General features: G+C 71.5%; 20 protein-coding genes. 8 read left to right on the top strand and 12 right to left on the bottom strand.

Annotation, left to right across the window (positions count from 1 at the left end; translation table 11 throughout):
* Window positions 1-195 precede the first annotated feature (195 nt).
* Window positions 196-1,161 carry a 2,3,4,5-tetrahydropyridine-2,6-dicarboxylate N-succinyltransferase gene (gene dapD / locus DEJ00_RS08255; RefSeq protein ID WP_111057000.1) on the bottom strand — a complete coding sequence of 322 codons (966 nt, stop codon included), beginning with the start codon at window positions 1,159-1,161 and terminating at the stop codon, window positions 196-198.
* Window positions 1,162-1,280: 119 nt separating this feature from the next.
* Here dapD and dapE point away from each other — a divergent pair, with 119 nt between their 5' ends.
* The 4 genes from dapE (at window position 1,281) to DEJ00_RS08275 (ending at window position 4,753) form a co-directional block, all read left to right on the top strand.
* The gene (gene dapE, locus DEJ00_RS08260; protein ID WP_027464567.1) at window positions 1,281-2,363 is read left to right on the top strand and encodes a succinyl-diaminopimelate desuccinylase; all 1,083 of its coding nucleotides are present in this window, start codon (window positions 1,281-1,283) and stop codon (window positions 2,361-2,363) included.
* Between the two features lie 74 nt (window positions 2,364-2,437).
* The gene (locus DEJ00_RS08265) at window positions 2,438-3,592 is read left to right on the top strand and encodes a hypothetical protein (protein WP_258373592.1); all 1,155 of its coding nucleotides are present in this window, start codon (window positions 2,438-2,440) and stop codon (window positions 3,590-3,592) included.
* A gap of 147 nt (window positions 3,593-3,739) precedes the next feature.
* On the top strand, window positions 3,740-3,910 hold the full coding sequence (locus DEJ00_RS08270; RefSeq protein ID WP_017887054.1) for a DUF3117 domain-containing protein: 171 nt from the start codon (window positions 3,740-3,742) through the stop codon (window positions 3,908-3,910).
* A 123-nt stretch (window positions 3,911-4,033) separates the two neighbouring features.
* Complete coding sequence (locus DEJ00_RS08275; RefSeq protein ID WP_027464568.1) at window positions 4,034-4,753, top strand: AAA family ATPase; 720 nt, start codon at window positions 4,034-4,036, stop codon at window positions 4,751-4,753.
* 27 nt (window positions 4,754-4,780) lie between these two features.
* On the opposite strand, the gene DEJ00_RS08280 is transcribed toward DEJ00_RS08275, so the two are convergent.
* Entirely contained in the window at window positions 4,781-5,413 is a 633-nt protein-coding gene (locus tag DEJ00_RS08280) for an O-methyltransferase (RefSeq protein ID WP_027464569.1), read from the bottom strand.
* Between the two features lie 64 nt (window positions 5,414-5,477).
* On the opposite strand from DEJ00_RS08280, the gene DEJ00_RS08285 reads away from it, so the two are divergent.
* Window positions 5,478-5,846 (top strand): twin-arginine translocase TatA/TatE family subunit, encoded by a 369-nt coding sequence (locus DEJ00_RS08285; protein WP_027464570.1) that lies wholly within the window; start codon window positions 5,478-5,480, stop codon window positions 5,844-5,846.
* 99 nt (window positions 5,847-5,945) lie between these two features.
* On the opposite strand, the gene DEJ00_RS18895 is transcribed toward DEJ00_RS08285, so the two are convergent.
* The 5 genes from DEJ00_RS18895 to DEJ00_RS08310 form a co-directional block, all read right to left on the bottom strand.
* Window positions 5,946-7,244: a carbohydrate-binding protein gene (locus DEJ00_RS18895; RefSeq protein ID WP_111057001.1), complete on the bottom strand. Its 1,299-nt coding sequence runs from the start codon at window positions 7,242-7,244 to the stop codon at window positions 5,946-5,948.
* 163 nt (window positions 7,245-7,407) lie between these two features.
* Window positions 7,408-8,256, bottom strand: a complete 849-nt coding sequence (locus DEJ00_RS08295; RefSeq protein ID WP_111057002.1) for a bifunctional 2-polyprenyl-6-hydroxyphenol methylase/3-demethylubiquinol 3-O-methyltransferase UbiG — start codon at window positions 8,254-8,256, stop codon at window positions 7,408-7,410.
* A 10-nt stretch (window positions 8,257-8,266) separates the two neighbouring features.
* Window positions 8,267-9,427 (bottom strand): P-loop NTPase, encoded by a 1,161-nt coding sequence (locus tag DEJ00_RS08300; RefSeq protein WP_111057003.1) that lies wholly within the window; start codon window positions 9,425-9,427, stop codon window positions 8,267-8,269.
* On the bottom strand, window positions 9,420-9,917 hold the full coding sequence (locus DEJ00_RS08305) for a DUF1003 domain-containing protein (protein WP_042539423.1): 498 nt from the start codon (window positions 9,915-9,917) through the stop codon (window positions 9,420-9,422). Before DEJ00_RS08305 ends, DEJ00_RS08300 begins: the two co-directional genes overlap by 8 nt.
* A gap of 52 nt (window positions 9,918-9,969) precedes the next feature.
* The gene (locus tag DEJ00_RS08310) at window positions 9,970-11,289 is read right to left on the bottom strand and encodes a magnesium transporter MgtE N-terminal domain-containing protein (protein ID WP_027464574.1); all 1,320 of its coding nucleotides are present in this window, start codon (window positions 11,287-11,289) and stop codon (window positions 9,970-9,972) included.
* 118 nt (window positions 11,290-11,407) lie between these two features.
* Here DEJ00_RS08310 and DEJ00_RS08315 point away from each other — a divergent pair, with 118 nt between their 5' ends.
* A complete protein-coding gene (locus DEJ00_RS08315; RefSeq protein ID WP_111057004.1) occupies window positions 11,408-12,295 on the top strand; it encodes a general stress protein in 888 nt (295 codons plus the stop codon).
* 496 nt (window positions 12,296-12,791) lie between these two features.
* Here DEJ00_RS08315 and DEJ00_RS08325 read toward each other — a convergent pair whose 3' ends face one another.
* The gene (locus tag DEJ00_RS08325) at window positions 12,792-13,262 is read right to left on the bottom strand and encodes a GNAT family N-acetyltransferase (protein WP_173036011.1); all 471 of its coding nucleotides are present in this window, start codon (window positions 13,260-13,262) and stop codon (window positions 12,792-12,794) included.
* A 15-nt stretch (window positions 13,263-13,277) separates the two neighbouring features.
* Window positions 13,278-14,762, bottom strand: a complete 1,485-nt coding sequence (locus DEJ00_RS08330; protein WP_071246520.1) for an aminopeptidase P family protein — start codon at window positions 14,760-14,762, stop codon at window positions 13,278-13,280.
* A 70-nt stretch (window positions 14,763-14,832) separates the two neighbouring features.
* Between DEJ00_RS08330 and DEJ00_RS08335 the strand changes: the two genes are divergently transcribed.
* On the top strand, window positions 14,833-15,705 hold the full coding sequence (locus DEJ00_RS08335) for a PHP domain-containing protein (RefSeq protein WP_027464577.1): 873 nt from the start codon (window positions 14,833-14,835) through the stop codon (window positions 15,703-15,705).
* Between the two features lie 156 nt (window positions 15,706-15,861).
* Here the strand turns inward: DEJ00_RS08335 and DEJ00_RS08340 are convergent, their stop codons facing one another.
* Window positions 15,862-17,370, bottom strand: coding sequence for a DEAD/DEAH box helicase (locus tag DEJ00_RS08340; RefSeq protein WP_111057006.1), 1,509 nt, complete (start codon window positions 17,368-17,370; stop codon window positions 15,862-15,864).
* 135 nt (window positions 17,371-17,505) lie between these two features.
* On the opposite strand from DEJ00_RS08340, the gene DEJ00_RS08345 reads away from it, so the two are divergent.
* Entirely contained in the window at window positions 17,506-18,222 is a 717-nt protein-coding gene (locus DEJ00_RS08345; RefSeq protein ID WP_027464579.1) for a ferritin-like fold-containing protein, read from the top strand.
* A 54-nt stretch (window positions 18,223-18,276) separates the two neighbouring features.
* On the opposite strand, the gene DEJ00_RS08350 is transcribed toward DEJ00_RS08345, so the two are convergent.
* Both DEJ00_RS08350 and DEJ00_RS08355 read right to left on the bottom strand, forming a co-directional pair.
* Window positions 18,277-18,573 (bottom strand): hypothetical protein, encoded by a 297-nt coding sequence (locus DEJ00_RS08350; RefSeq protein ID WP_027464580.1) that lies wholly within the window; start codon window positions 18,571-18,573, stop codon window positions 18,277-18,279.
* A gap of 4 nt (window positions 18,574-18,577) precedes the next feature.
* Window positions 18,578-18,802: a DUF3107 domain-containing protein gene (locus DEJ00_RS08355; RefSeq protein ID WP_027464581.1), complete on the bottom strand. Its 225-nt coding sequence runs from the start codon at window positions 18,800-18,802 to the stop codon at window positions 18,578-18,580.
* Between the last annotated feature and the right edge of the window lie 119 nt (window positions 18,803-18,921).

Consider the following 18,921-nt stretch of genomic DNA (forward strand, 5'->3'; position numbering starts at 1 on the left):
CCTCCAGGCGGGCGTTTCGGGCGCGGGGCGGCGGGGCGCGCCGCTCGGCTCTGCCGAGTGGTCGTGAACTGTCGTCCGGCGGGTGTCGCACCGACGGTTCGTGCGCCCTCGGCGCCCGCGGGCGGTGTGTCGTGACCACTCGCGGGGCGGGCCTCCCGGTGGGCGCGCCGGGCGTGCAGCGCTACGCGTGCAGCGCTACGCGTGCAGCGCGGTGTTCAGCTGGATGCCCTCGCCCTTGCGCTGCAGCGCCTCGACGGCGCCGCTGACGCTGTTGCGGCGGAACAGGATGTTCGGGGTGCCGGAGAGCTCGGCGGCCTTGACGGTCTTCGGGGAGCCGTCGGGGTTCGGCGCCGCGCCGACCAGCACGACCTTGGTGCCGGCCGTGACGTAGAGACCGGCCTCGATGACGGAGTCGTCGCCGAGCGAGATGCCGAGGCCCGCGTTCGCGCCGAGCAGCGCGCGTTCGCCCAGCGAGACACGGTGGGTGCCTCCGCCGGACAGCGTGCCCATGATCGAGGCGCCGCCGCCGATGTCGGTGCCGTTGCCGACGACGACGCCCTGCGAGACGCGGCCCTCGATCATGGCGTCGCCCAGGGTGCCGGCGTTGAAGTTCACGAAGCCCTCGTGCATGACGGTCGTGCCCGGTGCCAGGTGCGCGCCGAGGCGGACCCGGTTCGCGTCGCCGATCCGCACGCGGTCCGGCACGACGTAGTCGACCAGGCGCGGGAACTTGTCGATCGCGTGCACGGCGATGCCGGCGCGCTGCAGGGACGGGCGCAGGCGCGTCAGGGACTCGGGGTGCACCGGGCCGGCGTTCGTCCACGCGACGATCGGCAGGTGGCCGAAGACGCCGTCGAGGGAGACCTCGTTCGGGCGGACGTGCAGGTGGCTCAGCAGGTGCAGGCGGAGGTACGCGTCCGGGGTGCTCGTCGGGCCGGCGTCGATCGTGATCTCGGTGGTGACGGCTTCGATCCGGACCTCGCGGCGGGGGTCGTCACCGACGTGTGCCTGCAGCTCGGCGGGGAACACGGCGTCGGCGGGCAGCGCGCCGAGGTGCGTCTCGGGGTACCAGGTGTCGAGCGTCGTGCCGTCGGCGGCGATCGTCGCGAGGCCGTGGCCCCAGGCGTGGGTCGGGCGGTCGGTGGCAGTCGTGTCGGTCACGGCTCCAGGGTACCGAGCGCCGGTCGGCGGGCACCGTCCGTCCGGACTGCCGGGGCGGTGGGGTCGCCGACCGTCCGGACTGCCGGGGCGGTGCGAGGGGCGGCCGGTAGGCTGCCCGCATGCCGGAGCACCTCGACCTCACCGCCTCGTCCATCGACATCACCCGTGCCATCTGCGACATCGAGTCGGTTTCCGGCAACGAGCAGGCCCTCGCCGACGCGATCGAGGCCGTGCTCGCACCGCTGCCGCACCTCGAGGTGATCCGTGACGGCGACGCGATCGTGGCGCGGACGAACCTGGGCCGTGACCGACGGGTCGTCATCGCCGGCCACATCGACACCGTGCCGCTCAACGACAACCTGCCGACCGAGTTCCGGACCGCCGAGGACGGCACCGAGATCCTCTGGGGCCGCGGCACCGTCGACATGAAGGCGGGCTGCGCGGTGCAGCTCAAGCTCGCGTACGACCTGGTCGACCCCTCGGTCGACGTCACGTGGGTCTGGTACGACCACGAAGAGGTGAGCGACGCCCTGAACGGCCTCGGCCGCCTGGCCCGGACGCGACCCGAACTCCTCGCCGCCGACTTCGCGATCCTGGGTGAGCCGTCCGGGGCGCAGATCGAGGGCGGGTGCAACGGCAACCTCCGCGCCGAGATCCGCACGTTCGGCAAGCGCTCGCACAGCGCCCGGAGCTGGATCGGCGACAACGCCATCCACAAGACCGCCCCGATCCTGGCCACCCTGGCCGCGTACGAGCCCCGCACGGTCACGGTCGACGGGCTCGAGTACCGCGAGGGCCTGAACGCGGTCGGCATCAGCGGCGGCATCGCGGGCAACATCATCCCGGACGAGGCGATGGTGCACGTGAACTACCGGTTCGCCCCCTCGCGCTCGGCCGACGAGGCCGTCGCCCACATCCGCGAGCTGTTCGACGGGTACGAGGTCACGATCGTCGACCTCGCCGCCGGTGCCCGCCCCGGTCTCGACGCCCCGCTCGCGCAGGACTTCGTCGCGGCCGTCGGCGGACCGGAGCCCCGTCCGAAGTACGGCTGGACCGACGTCGCACGCTTCTCGGCGCTCGGGGTCCCCGCGGTCAACTACGGCCCCGGCGAGCCGGTCTTCGCCCACCACGACGACGAGCAGGTCCCGGTCGCGCAGATCACCGCGGTCGAGGCCGGGCTGCGTCGGTGGCTGACGGCCTGACGACGGCGGGGGCCACCCGGAGGACCCCTGCTCGGAACCGTTGGCGGGCCCGATACCGGGTCGTCCCGTGGTGGGTGCGCATCACGGTCGTCTACGTGCTGGCGCGGCTCGTGACCGGTGCCATGATGCTCGCGTTCGCGGGTGTGCAAGCGGCGAACTCGTTCACCGTGCAGAGCCCGGGCTACCTGTCGTTCGCGTCGATCTGGGACGGCGCCTGGTACCGCGTGATCGCCACGGGCGGGTACCCGTCGACGCTGCCGGTCGATGCCGCCGGGCACGTGACCGAGAACGCGTGGGCGTTCATGCCCGCGTACCCGTTCCTGGTGCGCGGGCTCATGCTGCTCACCGGAGCGTCGTTCGAGTTCGTCGCGGTCTCGGTGTCGTTGCTCGCCGGACTCGGGGCCGCGCTGGTGTTCCGCCGGCTCATGGGGCGGTTCCTCGACCCCGCACGGGCGACGTTCGCCACGGTGTTGTTCTGCGTCGCACCGGTGTCCGCGATGTTCCAGGTGGCCTACGCGGAGTCGATGGGTCTGTTCCTGTTGCTCGTCGCGCTGCTGCTCATGGTTGATCGCCGGTGGTGGGCGATGCTGCCCATCGTGCTGCTGCTCGGCATGACGCGGCCGACGGGCCTCGCCTTCGCGTTCCTGGTGGTGCTCTTCGTGGCCGCGTGGGCGATCCGGCCGGCGTGGGTGCGCTCGTCGGAGCCGCTCACCCTCCGCCGACTCGTGCCCCCCGCGGTGGTCGCCACGGTGTCGGGTCTGGTCGGGCTGGCGTGGCCGGCGATCGCGTGGGCGGTCACCGGGGTGCCGAAGGCCTACACCGACACCGAGCTCGCCTGGCGGTCGTCGTACATCGGGTGGAAGGAGCTCGTGCCGTTCGCGCCGTGGGTGCAGGGGTTCGGGTGGTGGTTCGGGCAGCCGGCCGGCACGGTCCTGCTCGTCGTCGTGCTCGTCGGGTTCGCGGCGTTCGTGTGCCTGCCCGCCGCACGCCGGATCGGCATCGAGCTCCGACTCTGGGGCGTGGCGTACCTCGTGTACCTGCTCGCGGTGTTCTTCCCGCAGTCGAGCACCTGGCGCATCCTCGTGCCGATCGCGCCGTTGCTCGGGATCGTCGCGCTGCCGCGGTCGCGGGTGTACCGCGTGGCCGTCGTCGTCGCGTTCGTCGGGCTGCAGTGGGTCTGGCTGTACTACACGTGGTGGATCGACGGCTACGACTGGACCCCGCCGTGATCGATGCGGGGCTCCGGAGGCCCGTGGTTCCGCGTTCTGCGGAGCATCCGGGCGGCACATCCGACACCCCCAACCTGGGCGGTTTCGCAGTTGCCCCCTCCATACGGGATAATGGGGCTGCATTTACTGCACGAAAGGGGACATCTGATGGCAGCCATGAAGCCGAGGACCGGTGACGGGCCGATGGAGGCTGTTAAGGAGGGTCGACTCATCATCGTGCGGGTTCCGCTCGAAGGTGGAGGCCGCCTGGTCGTCTCGGTCAACGATGCCGAGGCCAAGGAACTCCACGACGCACTCGCTGAGGTCGTCTCGGCCTAGTACGTCGAAGCACCAGAACGGAAGGCCCGGAGCGTGTACGCCCCGGGCCTTCCGTCTGTGCGCTGCCGATCCCGCGGCTGGGGGATCCGCGGCGCTGTCGGTCGGTTCCGGCAGGATGGGGCCGTGCCGAGGACGAGACTGCCGATCCGCCGCGTCGAGGAGTACGCGCCCGACCCGATGCCGCGCGACGTCTGGCCCGCGACGCTCGCGCCCGTGCGGCAGCTGCTCGACGACGGGCTCGACCTCGCTCCGGTGACGGTGCTGGTCGGTGAGAACGGTGCCGGCAAGTCCACCCTGGTGGAGGCGATGGCGCTCGCCTTCGGCATGGGGCCCGAGGGCGGTTCGACGAAGTCCGGGCACAGCACCCGCCCGAGCGAATCGCAGCTCTGGGAACACATCGCCCTGCACCGGGAGCCCGGCGCGGTGCGGTCCGGCTTCTTCCTGCGCGCGGAGACCATGCACGGGGTGTTCACCTACCTCGAACAGCACCCCGGGGGAGCCGAGCCGCTGTTCCACGAGCGGAGCCACGGTGAGTCGTTCCTCGACTTCGTCATCCACCGGTCGCAGTGGCCCGGGCTCTGGATCCTCGACGAGCCGGAGTCCGCCCTGTCGTTCTCGGGGTGCCTGGCGCTGATCGGGCTCCTGCAGTCCATCGTCGAGACGGGTGTCGGCCAGGTCGTGCTCTCGACCCACTCACCCGTGCTCGCCGCGTTCCCCGGGGCCGAGATCCACGAGGTCGGCGAGTGGGGCCTGCGGCGCACCGGATGGCGCGACCTCGACCTGGTGCGGAACGAGCGTGCGTTCCTCGAGTCGCCCGAGCGGTACCTGCGGCACCTGGACTGACCTGCGAGAACGCCGGCGGGTCGAGCGCTAGTTGGTGACCTTCGTCAGCTGCAGCAGTCCGTCGCCGGCGGGTGACAGCGCGCTGCGCACTGCACCCGAGGTCGACACCTCGGTCAGGAGCAGCCGGAAGTCCGTGGTGGCGCGGTCGCGCTTCACCGGGTCGGCCACGCGTCCGCGCCAGAGGGCGTGCGGCACCAGGACGGTGCCACCCAGGCGGGCGAGCCGCAGCCCGTGCTCGACGTACTCGATCACGTGCTCGGGGTCGGCATCGACGAGCACGACGTCGTACGAGGCCTCGTTCATGCGGGGGAGTACCTGGTTCGCCCGACCGGGGATGAGCCGGATTCGTGCGGGAGCGGTGCCGGCGCTGATGTAGGCGTCGCGGGCGAACTGCTGGTGGTCCACCTCGACGTCGATCGTGGTCAGGGTCGCGTTCGGAGCGCCGGCGAGCAGGTACAGGCCGGAGACCCCGAGGCCGGTGCCGATCTCGATGATGCTCGTCGCACGCGAGGCTGCGGCGATGACCGCGATCTGCGCACCGATCGCGGGCGAGATCGCTTCGACCCCGAGCTCCAGGGAGTGCTCACGAGCACGGGCGATCGCCTCGGTCTCCGAGACGATGTCCTCGGCGAACTTCCAGTTCGACTCTTTCTCTGACACGCACACTCCGTTCGGGAGACAACTCTAGAGGTGCAACGCAGCAGCAGGCGTTAGGCTCGCTAGCGTGGACATCCCGCTCGACAAGATCCTGATCATCGGGGTCATCGGCGTCCTCTTGCTCGGGCCGCAGCGCCTGCCGATGTACGCCCAGAAGCTGGCCGAGTTCGTCAAGGCCGTCCGTCGGTTCGCCGACACCGCGAAGGAGCGGATGCGCGACGAGATGGGCCCCGAGTTCGACGACATCGAGTGGCAGAAGCTCGACCCGCGTCAGTACGACCCGCGCCGCATCATCCGCGACGCCCTGCTCGACTCCGGCACGAGTGCCGCAGCCGTCCAGACCGCGCAGGTCACGGCCTCGAAGGTGCGCGCGACGGCTCCCGTCGTGCCCCTGGCCGCCGGTGAACCGGCACCCTTCGACGCCGAGGCGACCTGACGCCCGTCACGTCCCCACACGACGGACTGGAGGCCCGGTGCCAGCTGGCACCGGGCCTCCCGTCCGTCACGGGGTCGCGTCGCGACGCCCGGTCCTTCCCTACTTCAGGGCCGCCAGGAAGCGGTCGGTCCAGGCGAGGGCCGCGGTGCCGGCCACCGAGCTGCAGGTGGGTGACGCGGTGCTCTGCGCCGTCGGGCAGGGGGTGTCGCGGTCGAGCGACCAGGTGTGCACGCCCGCGAGCCCGTGGGACTTGGCGTACGCGGCGACGGTGTCGGCGTCCGCGAGGGTGAAGACCTCGTCGGCAGTGTCGTTGACGCCGATCATCGGGGTGACCTCGATCTTCGACGAGGCGATCCCGTAGGTGTGCTGCAGGTTCGTGACCGCCTGGATCGTGGACTGCCCCATCTGACACGTCGACCCGACGATCACGCAGTTGGCCGAGGTCGCGCGTCCGAAGTCCATCGTCATGAGGTTGATCGTGTAGTTCGTGAGCGCCGAGGCCTTGATCGCCTTGACGGTGGCGTCTCCGGTGCTGTTCAGCCCGCCGAACGAACCGTCGGACGCCGCCAGCGTGGCGAGCGTGAACGAGAAGCGCAGGCCGGGGTACTTCGCCTGCGCCAGCGCCGCTGCGCTCACCAGGTTCTGCACGTCCGCGGCGGACTGCCCGCTCTCGATGTCGAAGTCGACGCCGATCATGTGCGGCGAGGCGTAGCGGGCGATGAAGGACTGCAGCGCGGTGCCGGAGCACTTGAACGAGCCTGCGGCGCCACCGGTGCTGACGATGTAGTTCACCCCGGCCGCGTCGAGCTTCGCGATGTTGGCGCTGGCGAACGCGTCGGCGGCCACCCCGCCCCAGTTCTCGCTGCCGCAGGTACCGGTGGCGAAGGCGAGCGTGATGGCCTTGAGGCCGGGCTCCCGCGTCGACACGAGGCTGTTGCTCGACCCGACGACCGGGATCCGCGTGCCGGTGACCGCGGTGTTCATGACGTTCGTGTTCCAGTCGAGGTTCACGGTGATGTCCTTGTACGGGCTGAAGACCAGACCGCTCGCGGTGCCGGTGCTGCCGTTGCCGGGCGTGGTGGTCCCACCGCCGCCAGGGGTGGTGGTCCCGCCGCCGGTGCCGCCACCGGTGCAGGTGCCGGACGACGTCCACGGCTGGCCGCTGCCGGTCGCACCGGAGTGGGTCGCCGGTTCGTCGCCCTGGGTCCACCAGTTCGCGGTGTAGTTCGAACCGTTCTCGCTGACGGTGGCTCCGCCGTTGTAGGCGGTGCCGGCGCTCCAGGCGGTCGCGCAGGTCGTCGCAGCGAGGGCTGGCGCCGCTGTGAGCGAGCCCCCTGCGACGATGACGGCGGCGATGGTGGCCACGAGGCCCGATCGCACGCGGGTGTTCTGGTTCACACGGTTCTCCTGTCCTCGGTCGGACGTCGTCGTCCGGCGGGTGGAGCCCTCACGTCACATTCCGCAAGGGCATTGTGTAATGCCCTTGCATAATGCGCCGGGGTAGAACGCCCTGTCCATGAACGAACGCACAGGATGCGCCGAACGGACCAGGGGAGTCAGGTCAGTCGCGGGTCGCGACGATCGTGTAGGTGGTCGGCATCCGGTCGCGGTCGTGATCCGGCCAGGCCCACGAGCCGGTTTCGGTCTCGACCATGCGGGAACTGAAGCGCCAGGGCAGGGTCCGGCCCTCGTCGAGCCGTCGGAGTCGCAGCCCGGCACCGAGCAGGGCGTTCACGATCTCGGACAGCGGGTGCGGCCACTCGAAGGTGCGGGTGTTCGCCACCGTGCCGTCACCGGCGTAGGTGCCGGCGTCGTCCCACTGCTGCGCGGTGCCGTCCGGGAAGTACCGGTACCGGGTGACGAGCTCGTCGGCGTCCTCGTCGAGGGCGTACAGCGCCGGGTGGCCGTCGCGGATGAAGAACACCCCGCCGGGGCGCAGCAGGCCGGCGACCTGCGCAGCCCAGCGGTCGAGGTCGGGGAGCCAGCAGATCGTGCCGATGCTCGTGTACACGACGTCGAAGTCGCCGGTGACGGCGGCCCGGGCATCGAGGACGTCGGTCTCGACCCAGGTGACGTCGAGGCCGAGGCGCGACGCGAGCCCGGCGGCCGAGGCGAGGGCGGCGGGGGAGAAGTCGACGCCGGTCAGCCGGGCACCCTCGCGCGCGAGCGACACCGTGTCGGTGCCGATGTGGCACTGCAGGTGGCAGACGTCGAGGCCCGCGAGCGAGCCGTTCGGCAACCAGGGCGTCAGGGCCGGCAGGTCGTCGCGGACGACGTCGGAGCGGTGGCCGGGGTCTGCGAAGGCGTCGATCGCGTACGCGCCCTCGTGGATCGGCACCCGGTCGTCCCAGTTCGCGCGGTTGGTGGCGCGTGCGTGGTCCCAGTCGACATCGACGTGATCGGTGCTCATGACCCCGAGCCTAGGACAGCGACAACCCGAGCTTCCGGCCGGCGAGCCCGCGTCCCATCGTGGTGATCCGGTCGGCGATCGCCATCAGGGCCACGGCGGACGGGTCCTCCGGGGTGCCGAGCACCACCGGGACACCTGCGTCACCGCCCTCGCGCAGCGGCACGGACAGCGGCACGCTGCCGAGCACCGGAACGGGGACATCCTGCCCGCGGGAGAGCCGTGCGGCGGTCTCGGCGCCACCACCCTCGCCGAACAGGTGCAGCACCGAGCCGTCGGGCTGCACGAGCCCGGCCATGTTCTCGACCACGCCGATGACCCGCTGCCCGGTCTGCCGGGCGACGATCCCGCTGCGCTCGGCGACGTCGGCTGCGGCGGCCTGCGGGGTCGTGACGACCAGGACCTCGGCGTGCGGCAGCAGCTGCCCCACCGAGATCGCGACGTCGCCGGTGCCCGGGGGCAGGTCGAGCAGCAGGACGTCGAGGTCGCCGAAGAACACGTCGGTCAGGAACTGGTTCACGGTGCGGTGCAGCATCGGTCCGCGCCACGACACCGCGGTCGAGACGTCGTCGACGAACATGCCGATCGACACGACCTTCACGTCGTGCGCCACCGGCGGCAGGATCATGCTGTCCACCCGGGTCGGGCGGGGTGCGACCCCGTGCTCGTCGGTCAGACCCATCAGGCCGGGGACGCTGAAGCCGTGCACGTCGACGTCGACGACCCCGACCCGCAGACCCCGGCGGGCGAGCGCGACGGCGAGGTTCACGGTGACGGTGGACTTGCCGACGCCGCCCTTGCCGCTCGTGACGGCGATGACGCGCGTGAGCGAGTCCGCGGTGAACTGGACGCCCTTGGGGCGGCCGGCTCGCAGCCGCTCGGTCAGCGCGGAGCGCGTGGCCGGGTCCATCACGGACACGTCGACGTCGACTGCGGCGACCCCCGGGACGGACCCGGCGGCGACGCGGACGTCGCGCTCGATGGTGTCGGCGGCGGGGCACCCCACGATCGTGAGCTGCAGGTCGACGCGCACCGCGCCTCCTGGCTGCACGTCCACGCCGCGGATCATGTCGAGCTCCGTGACGGGGCGGCGGATCTCGGGGTCGATGACGCGGCCGAGCGCGGCGAGGACCGCCGTGCCGAGCTGTTCGTCGGTGGGGACGGCGTCAGCCACGGGTGGAGCTGTCGTGTTCGTCCGCGTAGCCGGCCTCGTCCGCGTCGCGGCGGTCGAGCTCCTCGAGCAGGGAACGGAGCTCGGCGCGGATGAAGTCCTTCGACGCCATGTCCCGCATCGCCAGGCGCAGGGCCACGACCTCGCGGGCCAGGTACTCGGTGTCGGCCAGGTTGCGTTCGGCGCGCTGGCGGTCCTGCTCGAACTGCACGCGGTCGCGGTCGTCCTGCCGGTTCTGCGCGAGCAGGATCAGCGGGGCGGCGTACGAGGCCTGCAGCGAGAGCACGAGCGTCAGAGCCGTGAAGCCGATGGCCGCCGAGTCGAACTGCCACGGCTTCGGCGCGAGGGTGTTGTAGCCCATCCAGACCACGCAGAACAGCGTGAGCCCGATGAGGAACCAGGGCGTGCCCATGCCGCGGGCGATGCCCTCGGTCGCGCGACCGAAGGTGTCCCCGCGACCACGGCGGCGGCTGGGGAGCACACGCGTGCGCATGCCCTTCGGTGAGTCGAGCCGGACCTCTTGCCGGTCACGGTCGCGACGGTTGTCATCCGTTCGGGCCACGGGTGGTCCTCCTTCCCGTCGTCACGGGTGTCCTGCGCGGGCGTTGGCGTGGAAGCGGTGAGGGTTCCCCCTCGCCCTGACTTCGCCAGTCGTCCGGCAGGACGTGGTCGAGGACATCGTCGATCGTCACCACCCCGACGAGACGGTGGGCGTCGTCGACCACGGGGACGGACAGCAGGTTGTAGGTCGCCATGATGCGGGTGACCTCGGCGGCGCTCGCGTCGACCCGGACCGGTTCGGTCTGCTGGTCGATGAGCGTGCCGAGCCGCTCGTTCGGCGGGTAGCGGAGCATCCGCTGGAAGTGCACGAGCCCGAGGAACCGACCGGTCGGCGGCTCGTACGGCGGCAGGGTGACGCAGACGGCGGCGCCGAGCACCGGCGCGAGCTCGTGGCGGCGGACCAGCGCGAGGCCCTCGGCCACGGTGGCGTCTGCCGAGACGATCACCGGTTCGGTGGTCATCAGACCACCGGCGGTGTCCGGCTCGTACTCCAGGAGCATGCGGACGTCCTGCGCCTCCTCCGGCTCCATGAGCTGCAGGAGGGCTTCGCTCCGCTCGTCGGAGAACTGGGCGAGGACGTCGGCCGCGTCGTCCGGCTGCATCTGGTCGAGGACGTCGGCGGCGCGGGCGTCGACCAGCCGGGTGAGGATCTCGATGCGCTCCTGGTCGGGCATCTCCTCGAGCACGTCGGCGAGGCGGTCGTCCGGAAGTTCCTCGGCGACCTCGAACCGGCGCTCGGCGGGCAGGTCGAGCAGCGTCGACGCGAGGTCGGCGGGCAGCAGGTCGGAGTAGGCGGCGATGACGTGCTCGGCGGACTGAGCCTCGCCGGGGAGCTCGTCCTCGGTGACCTCGTTCCACGTCGCGAACGTCGTCGGACCCTTGCCGAACGGCGACGGCGTGGTCTTCGGCTTGCGGAGGAAGAGCTGCGCGACCTCCCAGTCGCCCTGCCCGCGGTCCTCGATCGCGACGTCCTCGATGGTGGCGCGGATCCGCTGGTTCTTGATGAGCACCTTGCGGCCGAGCATCTCCGCGATGACGCGGACCTCGCCGCCGCGCTGCTCGAAGCGGCGCATGTTCACCAGGCCGGTCGTGATGACCTGCCCGGCACCGATGGAGGTGATGCGGCCGATGCTCACGAAGATGCGGCGTTTGCCGGGCACCTCGACGATGAGCCCGACGACGTGCGGGGGATCGGCCCGGCGGTAGACGACCAAGACGTCCCGGACCCTGCCGACGCGGTCGCCCGCGGGGTCGAAGACGGAGCACCCGGCGAGGCGGGCGACGAAGACCTTCGTGGCGCTCACCCGACCCAGCGTAGTCGCTCGGGTGCGGGCGTTCGCGCGCGCCGGTCGGCTGCTTCCGATCGGCTGCTTCCCTGAGAGTGCACGTGCGATTGCAAGGTGTGCGGTGAATGATGCCTGTGTGAGCAATCAGAGCCCCTTCGCCGGCAGGACCGCCCAGGCGTTCCCGACGCTGCCCAAGGGCGACGTCCTGGGAACGTACGACAGCTACCCCGACGCGCAGCGCGTGGTGGCGAAGCTGGCCGAGGCCGACTTCCCCGTCAACCAGCTCTCGATCGTCGGCAACGACCTGAAGACGGTCGAACGGGTCACCGGCAAGATGACCTACGGCCGTGCCGCCATCGCGGGCGCGCTGTCCGGTCTGTGGCTCGGCATCTTCTTCGGCATCGTGCTCACGCTGTTCTCACCGAGCGCCGGCGGCCTGATCCTGGCGGCCGCGATCATCGGTGCCGCGTTCGGCATGCTCTACGGCATCGTCTCGTTCGCGATCACGAAGCGGCAGCGTGACTTCACGAGCGTGCACCAGGTGCTTGCCACCAACTACCAGATCGTCGTCAACCCGCAGCTGACCGGGCAGGCGCAGCGGATCCTCGGCGAGCACGGGGCGACCCCGTCCACGCACTGGAACGACGCTCCCCAGCAGCAGCAGCAGCAGCAGCAGCAGCAGTGGCGTCCGGGCCCCGGTGGGGTCCCGCCGCAGCAGCAGTCGCCGTACGGCGGGCACGCCACGCCGCACCAGCAGCCGGGAGGCCCGCAACACCCCGGCACGTCGGCCCCCGGCACGCAGGCGGGTGCGCCCTCGGGCCCGCCGCGCTACGGCACGAACGACGGACCCCGGTACGGGGAGACCCCCGAAACGGCCGCCGCCCCCGCGGCCCCGCCGGTGCCGGAGCGTCGACCCGAGGAGCCGCCGCGCTACGGCGAGCGGGTCGTCGGTGCCACGCCGCCGGAGCCCTCGTCCTCGCCGGACGCCCAGCGTGACGGCGACGGGGACAGCGACCGGCGCTAGTCGCGAGCGTCGGGTTGTTCGACACGCGGCTCACGTCCGGCTAGGTGGCACGAAGTGTCGCCGCCGAGCACCGCGCGCGGCGCTTCGGGCGACCGCAGCGGCGGAGTCCGGGGCGGTCCTGGCGGTCCTGGCGGTCCTGGCGGTGTGGGCGGTCCGGGTGGTCGCAACACCCCGCGCGCACGGCGTCGAGCGGTCAGAGATCGTCGTTCGGCGCCGGCCCAGACGACGGTTCGTGACCGCTCGGCCTCGGGCAGACGGCACGTCGTGACCGGGAGCCGTGCGGGCCCGGGCGCGGCGGCACGGCACGGCCGGGTCCACGCGGCATCGCTTGGCATCGCATGGCACCGCATCGCCCGGTAGTGCATCGCACGGCACGGCACCATGCAGCATCGCTCGGCAGCGCACGGCTCCGCACCGGACGGCAGCGCACGGCACGGCATGGCGCGGCACGGCACCGCACGGCACCGCCCGGTCTCGCCGGGCGTGCTCGGTCCGGTTAGAGGACCTTCGAGTAGCAGACCGACAGGGGCGCCCCGACGTACGGCCCGAAGTTCGCGATCCGCCGGAACCCCTCGCGCTGGTAGAAGCCGACGGCACGCTGCTGCTCGGTGCCCGTCTCGAGGACGAGCGCCGGGGACCCGAGGTCGAGCGCGGCCTCTTCCAGCCGTCGCAGCAACGCCGCCGCGACGCCGGACCCGCGGGACTCCGGTCGAACGTACATCCGCTTGATCTCCGCGATGCCGTCGTCGACGATGCGCAGGCCCCCGCAGCCCAGGGGAGTACCGGACTCGTCCCGCGCGACGAAGAACACCGCGATCGACTCGGCGGTCGGCTTCTCACCCGGCTCGGTGTCGCCGCCGTGCGCCCGGTCGATCTCCAGTCGCTGGGCGGCTCGGAGTCGCTGGGCGTCGGGGGAGTCGAAGTGCTCGACCTCGATCGCGAAGGTGTTCGGGGAGGCCTCGGGCATGGTCACCCGATCAGGCTAGCGGCCCGAGCGGGCGATCCACCCCTCCACTTCCGAGGGGGTCCGGGGGATGCCGACGGACAGGTTCTCGGCGCCGTCCTCGGTCACCAGGATGTCGTCCTCGATGCGGACACCGATGCCACGGAACTCCTCCGGCACGGTCAGGTCGTCCTGCTGGAAGTACAGCCCGGGCTCGATCGTGAAGACCATGCCGGCCTGGACGGTGCCGTCGAGGTACATCTCGCGGCGGGCCTTCGCGCAGTCGTGCACGTCGAGCCCGAGGTGGTGGCTCGTGCCGTGCACCATGTAGCGGCGGTGGAACTGGTTGTCCGGCTCGAGCGACTCGGCGGCCGAGACCGGCAGGAAGCCCCACTCGGCGGTCTTCCGCGCGATGACCTCCATCGCGGTGGCGTGCACCTGGCGGAACGTGATGCCCGGCTTGACGATCGCGAACGCGGCGTCGGCGGCTTCGAGCACGGCTTCGTAGACCATGCGCTGCACGGGCGAGAACGTGCCGCTCACCGGGAGCGTGCGGGTGATGTCGGCGGTGTAGAACGAGTCGACCTCGACCCCGGCGTCGATGAGGATGAGGTCGCCCGGCTGCACGGCGCCGTCGTTGCGGGTCCAGTGCAGGATGCAGGCGTGGTGGCCGGAGGCGGCGATGGTGTCGTAGCCCACGGTGTTGCCGTCCGCGCGCGCCCGGCGGTTGAACGTGCCCTCGACGATGCGCTCACCGCGCGGGTGCGCGAGCACGGCGTCGAAGTCGCCGATGACGTCGTCGAACCCGTGCTTCGTGGCGTCGACGGCCTTGCGGAGCTCACGGACCTCGTACGCGTCCTTGACGAGTCGCAGCTCGGACAGGTCACGGGAGAGCAGGTCGTCGGTGGCCGGCGACCCCTCGGTCTCGTCCGCGCCACCGATCGCCGCGCCGATGCGGGCGTCGAGGGAACGGGTCAGGTCGTCGTCGGCTTCACGCACGAGCAGCGCCGACGCGTCGAGTCCATCGGCGACGGCCGTGAACGCCCCGAGGTCGGCGGTGGCCAGCCCGAGGTCGGCGGCGACGGCGTCGAGCGAGGGGCGCGGACCGACCCAGAACTCCCCGATCTCGGGGTTGGCGTAGAACTCCTCCGAGTCGCGGCCTGCGGTGGCACGGAAGTACAGCGTGGCGTCGTGCCCGGAGCCGTTCGGCGTCATCACGAGCACGGAGCCGACGACGGTGTCCGTGCCCCAACCGGTCAGGTGGGCGAAGGTGGAGTGCGGGCGGAACGGGTAGTCGCAGTCGTTCGAGCGGACCTTGGCCTGCCCGGCCGGCACCACGATCGTGCGGCCCGGGTGCAGCTCGGAGATGCGCGCGCGACGCTCGGCGGCGAACGCGGCCTGCTCGCGGGGCTCGGGCTGCGCTTCCGAGCGCTCGGCCCACTGCGACCCGATGAAGTCCTTGAAGGTCGAGGACCCGGGGGTCGTGGATCGGTTGCTCGTCGCGCGGGGAGTCGTGTCGGCCATGCGTCCATCATCGCACCGCCCGGGGACACCCGGCCTGTGCGGCCGCTCACCTGTGGATAGCATTGGCCACGTGCCAGACCCGTTCATCGACCTGCACGCGCACTCCAGTGTCTCCGACGGCACCGAGCGTCCCGCGGAGCTCGTCCGAGCGGCCGCGGCCGCCGGACTCGACGCCGTCGCGCTGACCGACCACGACACGACCGCGGGGTGGGCGGACGCCACGGCCGCGGCGCACGAGCTGCCCCTGACCCTGCTGCCGGGCCTCGAGCTGAGCACCCGGATCGGCTACCGCAGCGTGCACGTGCTCGGCTACCTGGTGGACCCCGAGCACCCCGGACTGGTCGAGGAGACGACACGGATCCGCGACGGCCGGCTCTCCCGCGCGCACCGCATGGTCGACCGCATCGCCGAGGACCACCCGATCACCTGGGCGGACGTCCTGGCCCAGTCCAGCCCCGGTGCCACGATCGGCCGTCCGCACATCGCCGACGCCCTGGTCGCCCGCGGGCTCGAGTCCGACCGGTCCGCGGCGTTCCGCGGCATCCTGCACCCGGCGTCCGGCTACTACGAACCCCACGAGGCACCGTCGCCCCTGCGCGGCGTCGAACTCATCCGGCAGGCGGGCGGCGTGCCCGTCATCGCGCACCCCGCGGCGTCCTCGCGCGGGATCGTCATCGACGAGCCGATGCTCCGCGACCTGGTCGACGCCGGGCTCGGCGGGCTCGAGGTCGACCACCGCGAGAACCTGGCACACGGCAAGCGCACCCTGCTCGACTGGGCGACGCGCTACGGCCTGTTCGTCACCGGTTCGAGCGACTACCACGGCACCGGCAAGCCGAACCGGTTGGGGGAGCACCGCACCGCACGCGTCTCGTTCGACGCGATCGTGTCCGAGGCCACCGGCAGCGCCCCGGTCGTCGGCCCCGGTTCGCGTCTGGCCTGACGGCCGACCGAACGGCTGGCCACTGCGTCTTCGGCCTGGCCGACAGTCCACGCGTCGGGGTTCGCGTGAACTGTCGCTGCGCGCGTGACGCCGGTCCGCGGGTGGACACGACGAAGGGCCCGTCGCGTCAGCGACGGGCCCTTCGGTCTGGAGGCGCTACTCGCCGTCCGACGTACCCTGCGGTGCCGAGGCGGTCGCCGAGGCATCGCCGGTGCCGGCTCCGCGACGGCGGCGACGACGGCGACGCTTCGCGGCGCCGTCGGTGGCGGAACCACCTTCGACGGCCGAGCCGTCCTCGGTGCCCGCCGCGGCGGTGGGGACGACCGACTCGGTGGCCGGAGCCTGCGGGGCGGACTGCTCCGAGCCTCCTGACCGGGTGCGGCTGCGCGACCGCGAACGCGACGCGTCACGCGAACCCGAGGCCGGGCGGTCGCTGCTGCGCTTCTCGACGGGAGCGCCGGCCGAGGCGGCGTGCGACGACGAGCCGGGCAGGCGGCCCTTGGTGCCCTTGGGGATGTCGAGTTCCTCGAACAGGTGGGGCGACGACGAGTAGGTCTCGACGGGCTCGGGGATGCCGAACTCGAGGGCCTTGTCGATCAGCGTCCACTTGTGCAGGTCGTCCCAGTCGACGAACGTGACCGCGATGCCGGTCTTGCCGGCGCGGCCCGTGCGGCCGGCACGGTGCAGGTACGTGTCCGGGTCGTCCGGGATCGTGTGGTTGATCACGTGCGTGACGTCGTCCACGTCGATGCCGCGGGCAGCGACGTCGGTGGCGATGAGCACGTCACGCTTGCCGGCCTTGAACGCCGCCATCGCGCGCTCGCGCTGCTCCTGGTTGAGGTCGCCGTGCACCGCTGCGGCGTTGAACCCGCGGTCCTTCAGCTCCTCGACGAGCTTCGCCGCGGCACGCTTGGTGCGGGTGAAGATCACGGTCTTGCCGCGACCCTCGGCCTGGAGGATGCGGGCGATGACCTCGTCCTTGTCCAGGGAGTGCGCGCGGTAGATGAGGTGCTTGATGTTGGCCTGCATGAGGCCCTCGTCCGGGTCGGTCGCCCGGATGTGCACCGGACGGCTCATGAACCGGCGGGCGAGGGCGACGATCGGCGCGGGCATCGTCGCCGAGAACAGCATCGTGTGCCGCACCTCGGGGACGGCCTGGAAGATGCGCTCGATGTCCGACAGGAACCCGAGGTCGAGCATCCGGTCGGCCTCGTCGAGCACCACCTCTTGCACGTGGGAGAGGTCGAGCAGACGCTGCCGCTGCAGGTCGATGAGTCGCCCGGGCGTGCCGACGACGATCTGGGCACCGGCCTTGAGCTGCTCCACCTGGCCCTCGTAGGCCTTGCCGCCGTAGATCGAGACGACCGTGGTCGGGCGGTTCGAGGCCGCGAGCTCGAGGTCCTCGGTGACCTGGACCGCGAGTTCACGGGTCGGGACGACGACGAGCGCCTTCACGCCGTGCGCCGGGTCGGCACCGAGTCGCTGGATCAGCGGCAGGCCGAAGCCGAGCGTCTTGCCGGTACCCGTCTTGGCCTGGCCGATGATGTCCTGGCCGGTCAGGCCGAGCGGGATGGTCTGTTCCTGGATCGGGAAGGGCTCGATGATGCCCTTGCCGGCCAGTGCATCGACGATGTCCTGGTCGATGTTGAGGTCTGAGAAAGTCAAAGAATCACCTTAGTTCTGGTGGAAGTCCCGGCCAGTCTACCGACGGGCGCGTGGTCCGGGGCGCTCCGGGGTGCGTCGGGGCGTCCCGGCGGGCGACCGGCGGGTGCCACGGGACTCGCCCTCTATGCTGGTCGGGTGGTCTCGTGGTGGAACCGGAAGCGCGCGGCGCAGCTCGCTGCAGCATGGCTCGCGTCGCGGAACCCGCGCGGAGCCGCGCAGGTCAAGCGGCTCGCGCTCGACGACGTCACCCCGGAGCTCGACGTCTACCTGGGGCAGGCCGCGTACCTGCAGCTCTCCGTCTACGAGACGATGGGACGAGCCGGTGCTTCGGCACCGACGCTCTCCGGCCGTCTGGTCACCGGGGTCCTCGCGACCACGGCGCTCGAGCGGCACCGCACGATCGTGGCCGAGATCGAACGCAGCGGCGGAGACCCGGCGGCGCTGATGGCCCCGCACCGCGAGGCGATCGACCTGTTCCTCGAACGGACGAGCGGTGCCGACTGGTACGAGTCGATGCTGACCGGCTACGTGACGGCCGGCATCCTGAACGACCTGTTCGGCAACCTGCTCCGCTCCCTGCCGACGGACGTGCGGCAGCGGCTGCGTTCGGTGTTCGACGCGCGCGAGGAAGCAGCGGTCGTCGAAGAACTGACAGCCCACATCGAGAACGACCCGCGGATCGGTTCACGCCTGGCGATGTGGGGACGCCGCCTGGTGGGCGACACCCTGCTCGTCGCCCGGTCGGCGCTGGCGTCGCATGCGCGAGAGGACCAGGAGCGGCTCGAGCCGGTCTGGACCGAACTCATCGCCGCGCACACCCGACGGATGGACGCGCTCGGTCTGACAGCCTGAGCGGTCAGGCTGCTCGAGCGTCAGGATTGCTCGAGGGTCAGGATTGCTCGAGGGTCAGGCGCCGCGCGTCTTGAGCTGCTCGTAGTACTCGGCGTCGCGCTTGTCGCGCTGCGTGCCGAGGAGCCACTCGACGACGAGGACGACCACGCCGGACCCCACGAGGGCCACGACCCAGATCCAGGTGCCGTCGTACCGCCACCCGGCCCAGGTCAGCGCCTCCCAGAGGACGGCTGCGGCGATGCCGCCGACCGCGGGGCCGACGAGCACGCCGCGGTTCGACCGCCACGGCAGGATCACGTGCGCGACCGCGCCGATGATGACGCCGCCGAGGACGGCGAAGAGCAGTTCCACGTCGTCAGGCGACGAAGCCGATGCGCCGTGCCTCTTCCGCGCCGACCTCGACGTACGCCAGAGCCGAGACGGGGACGATGAAGCGACGGCCCTTGTCGTCCTGCAGCGACAGGTGCGTCGACTGCGCGGTGAGCGCCTCGGACACGGCCTTCTCGACCTGGTCCGCGGTCTGGGCGGTCTCGAAGGCGATCTCGCGGGGGCTGTTGATGATGCCGATCTTGATGTCCACGAGCACAGCGTATCCGAGCGGTCCCGTGCGGTATCGGGCGTTCGCCGCGGGCGCACTCGACGGCGGACGACCGGTGCCCCGCGCGTCCGCAGCGGTGCTGTCGGCGGTCCTGGGTACCG

Source organism: Curtobacterium sp. MCLR17_039 (genome assembly GCF_003234745.1).
Taxonomy (GTDB): Bacteria; Actinomycetota; Actinomycetes; order Actinomycetales; family Microbacteriaceae; genus Curtobacterium; species Curtobacterium flaccumfaciens.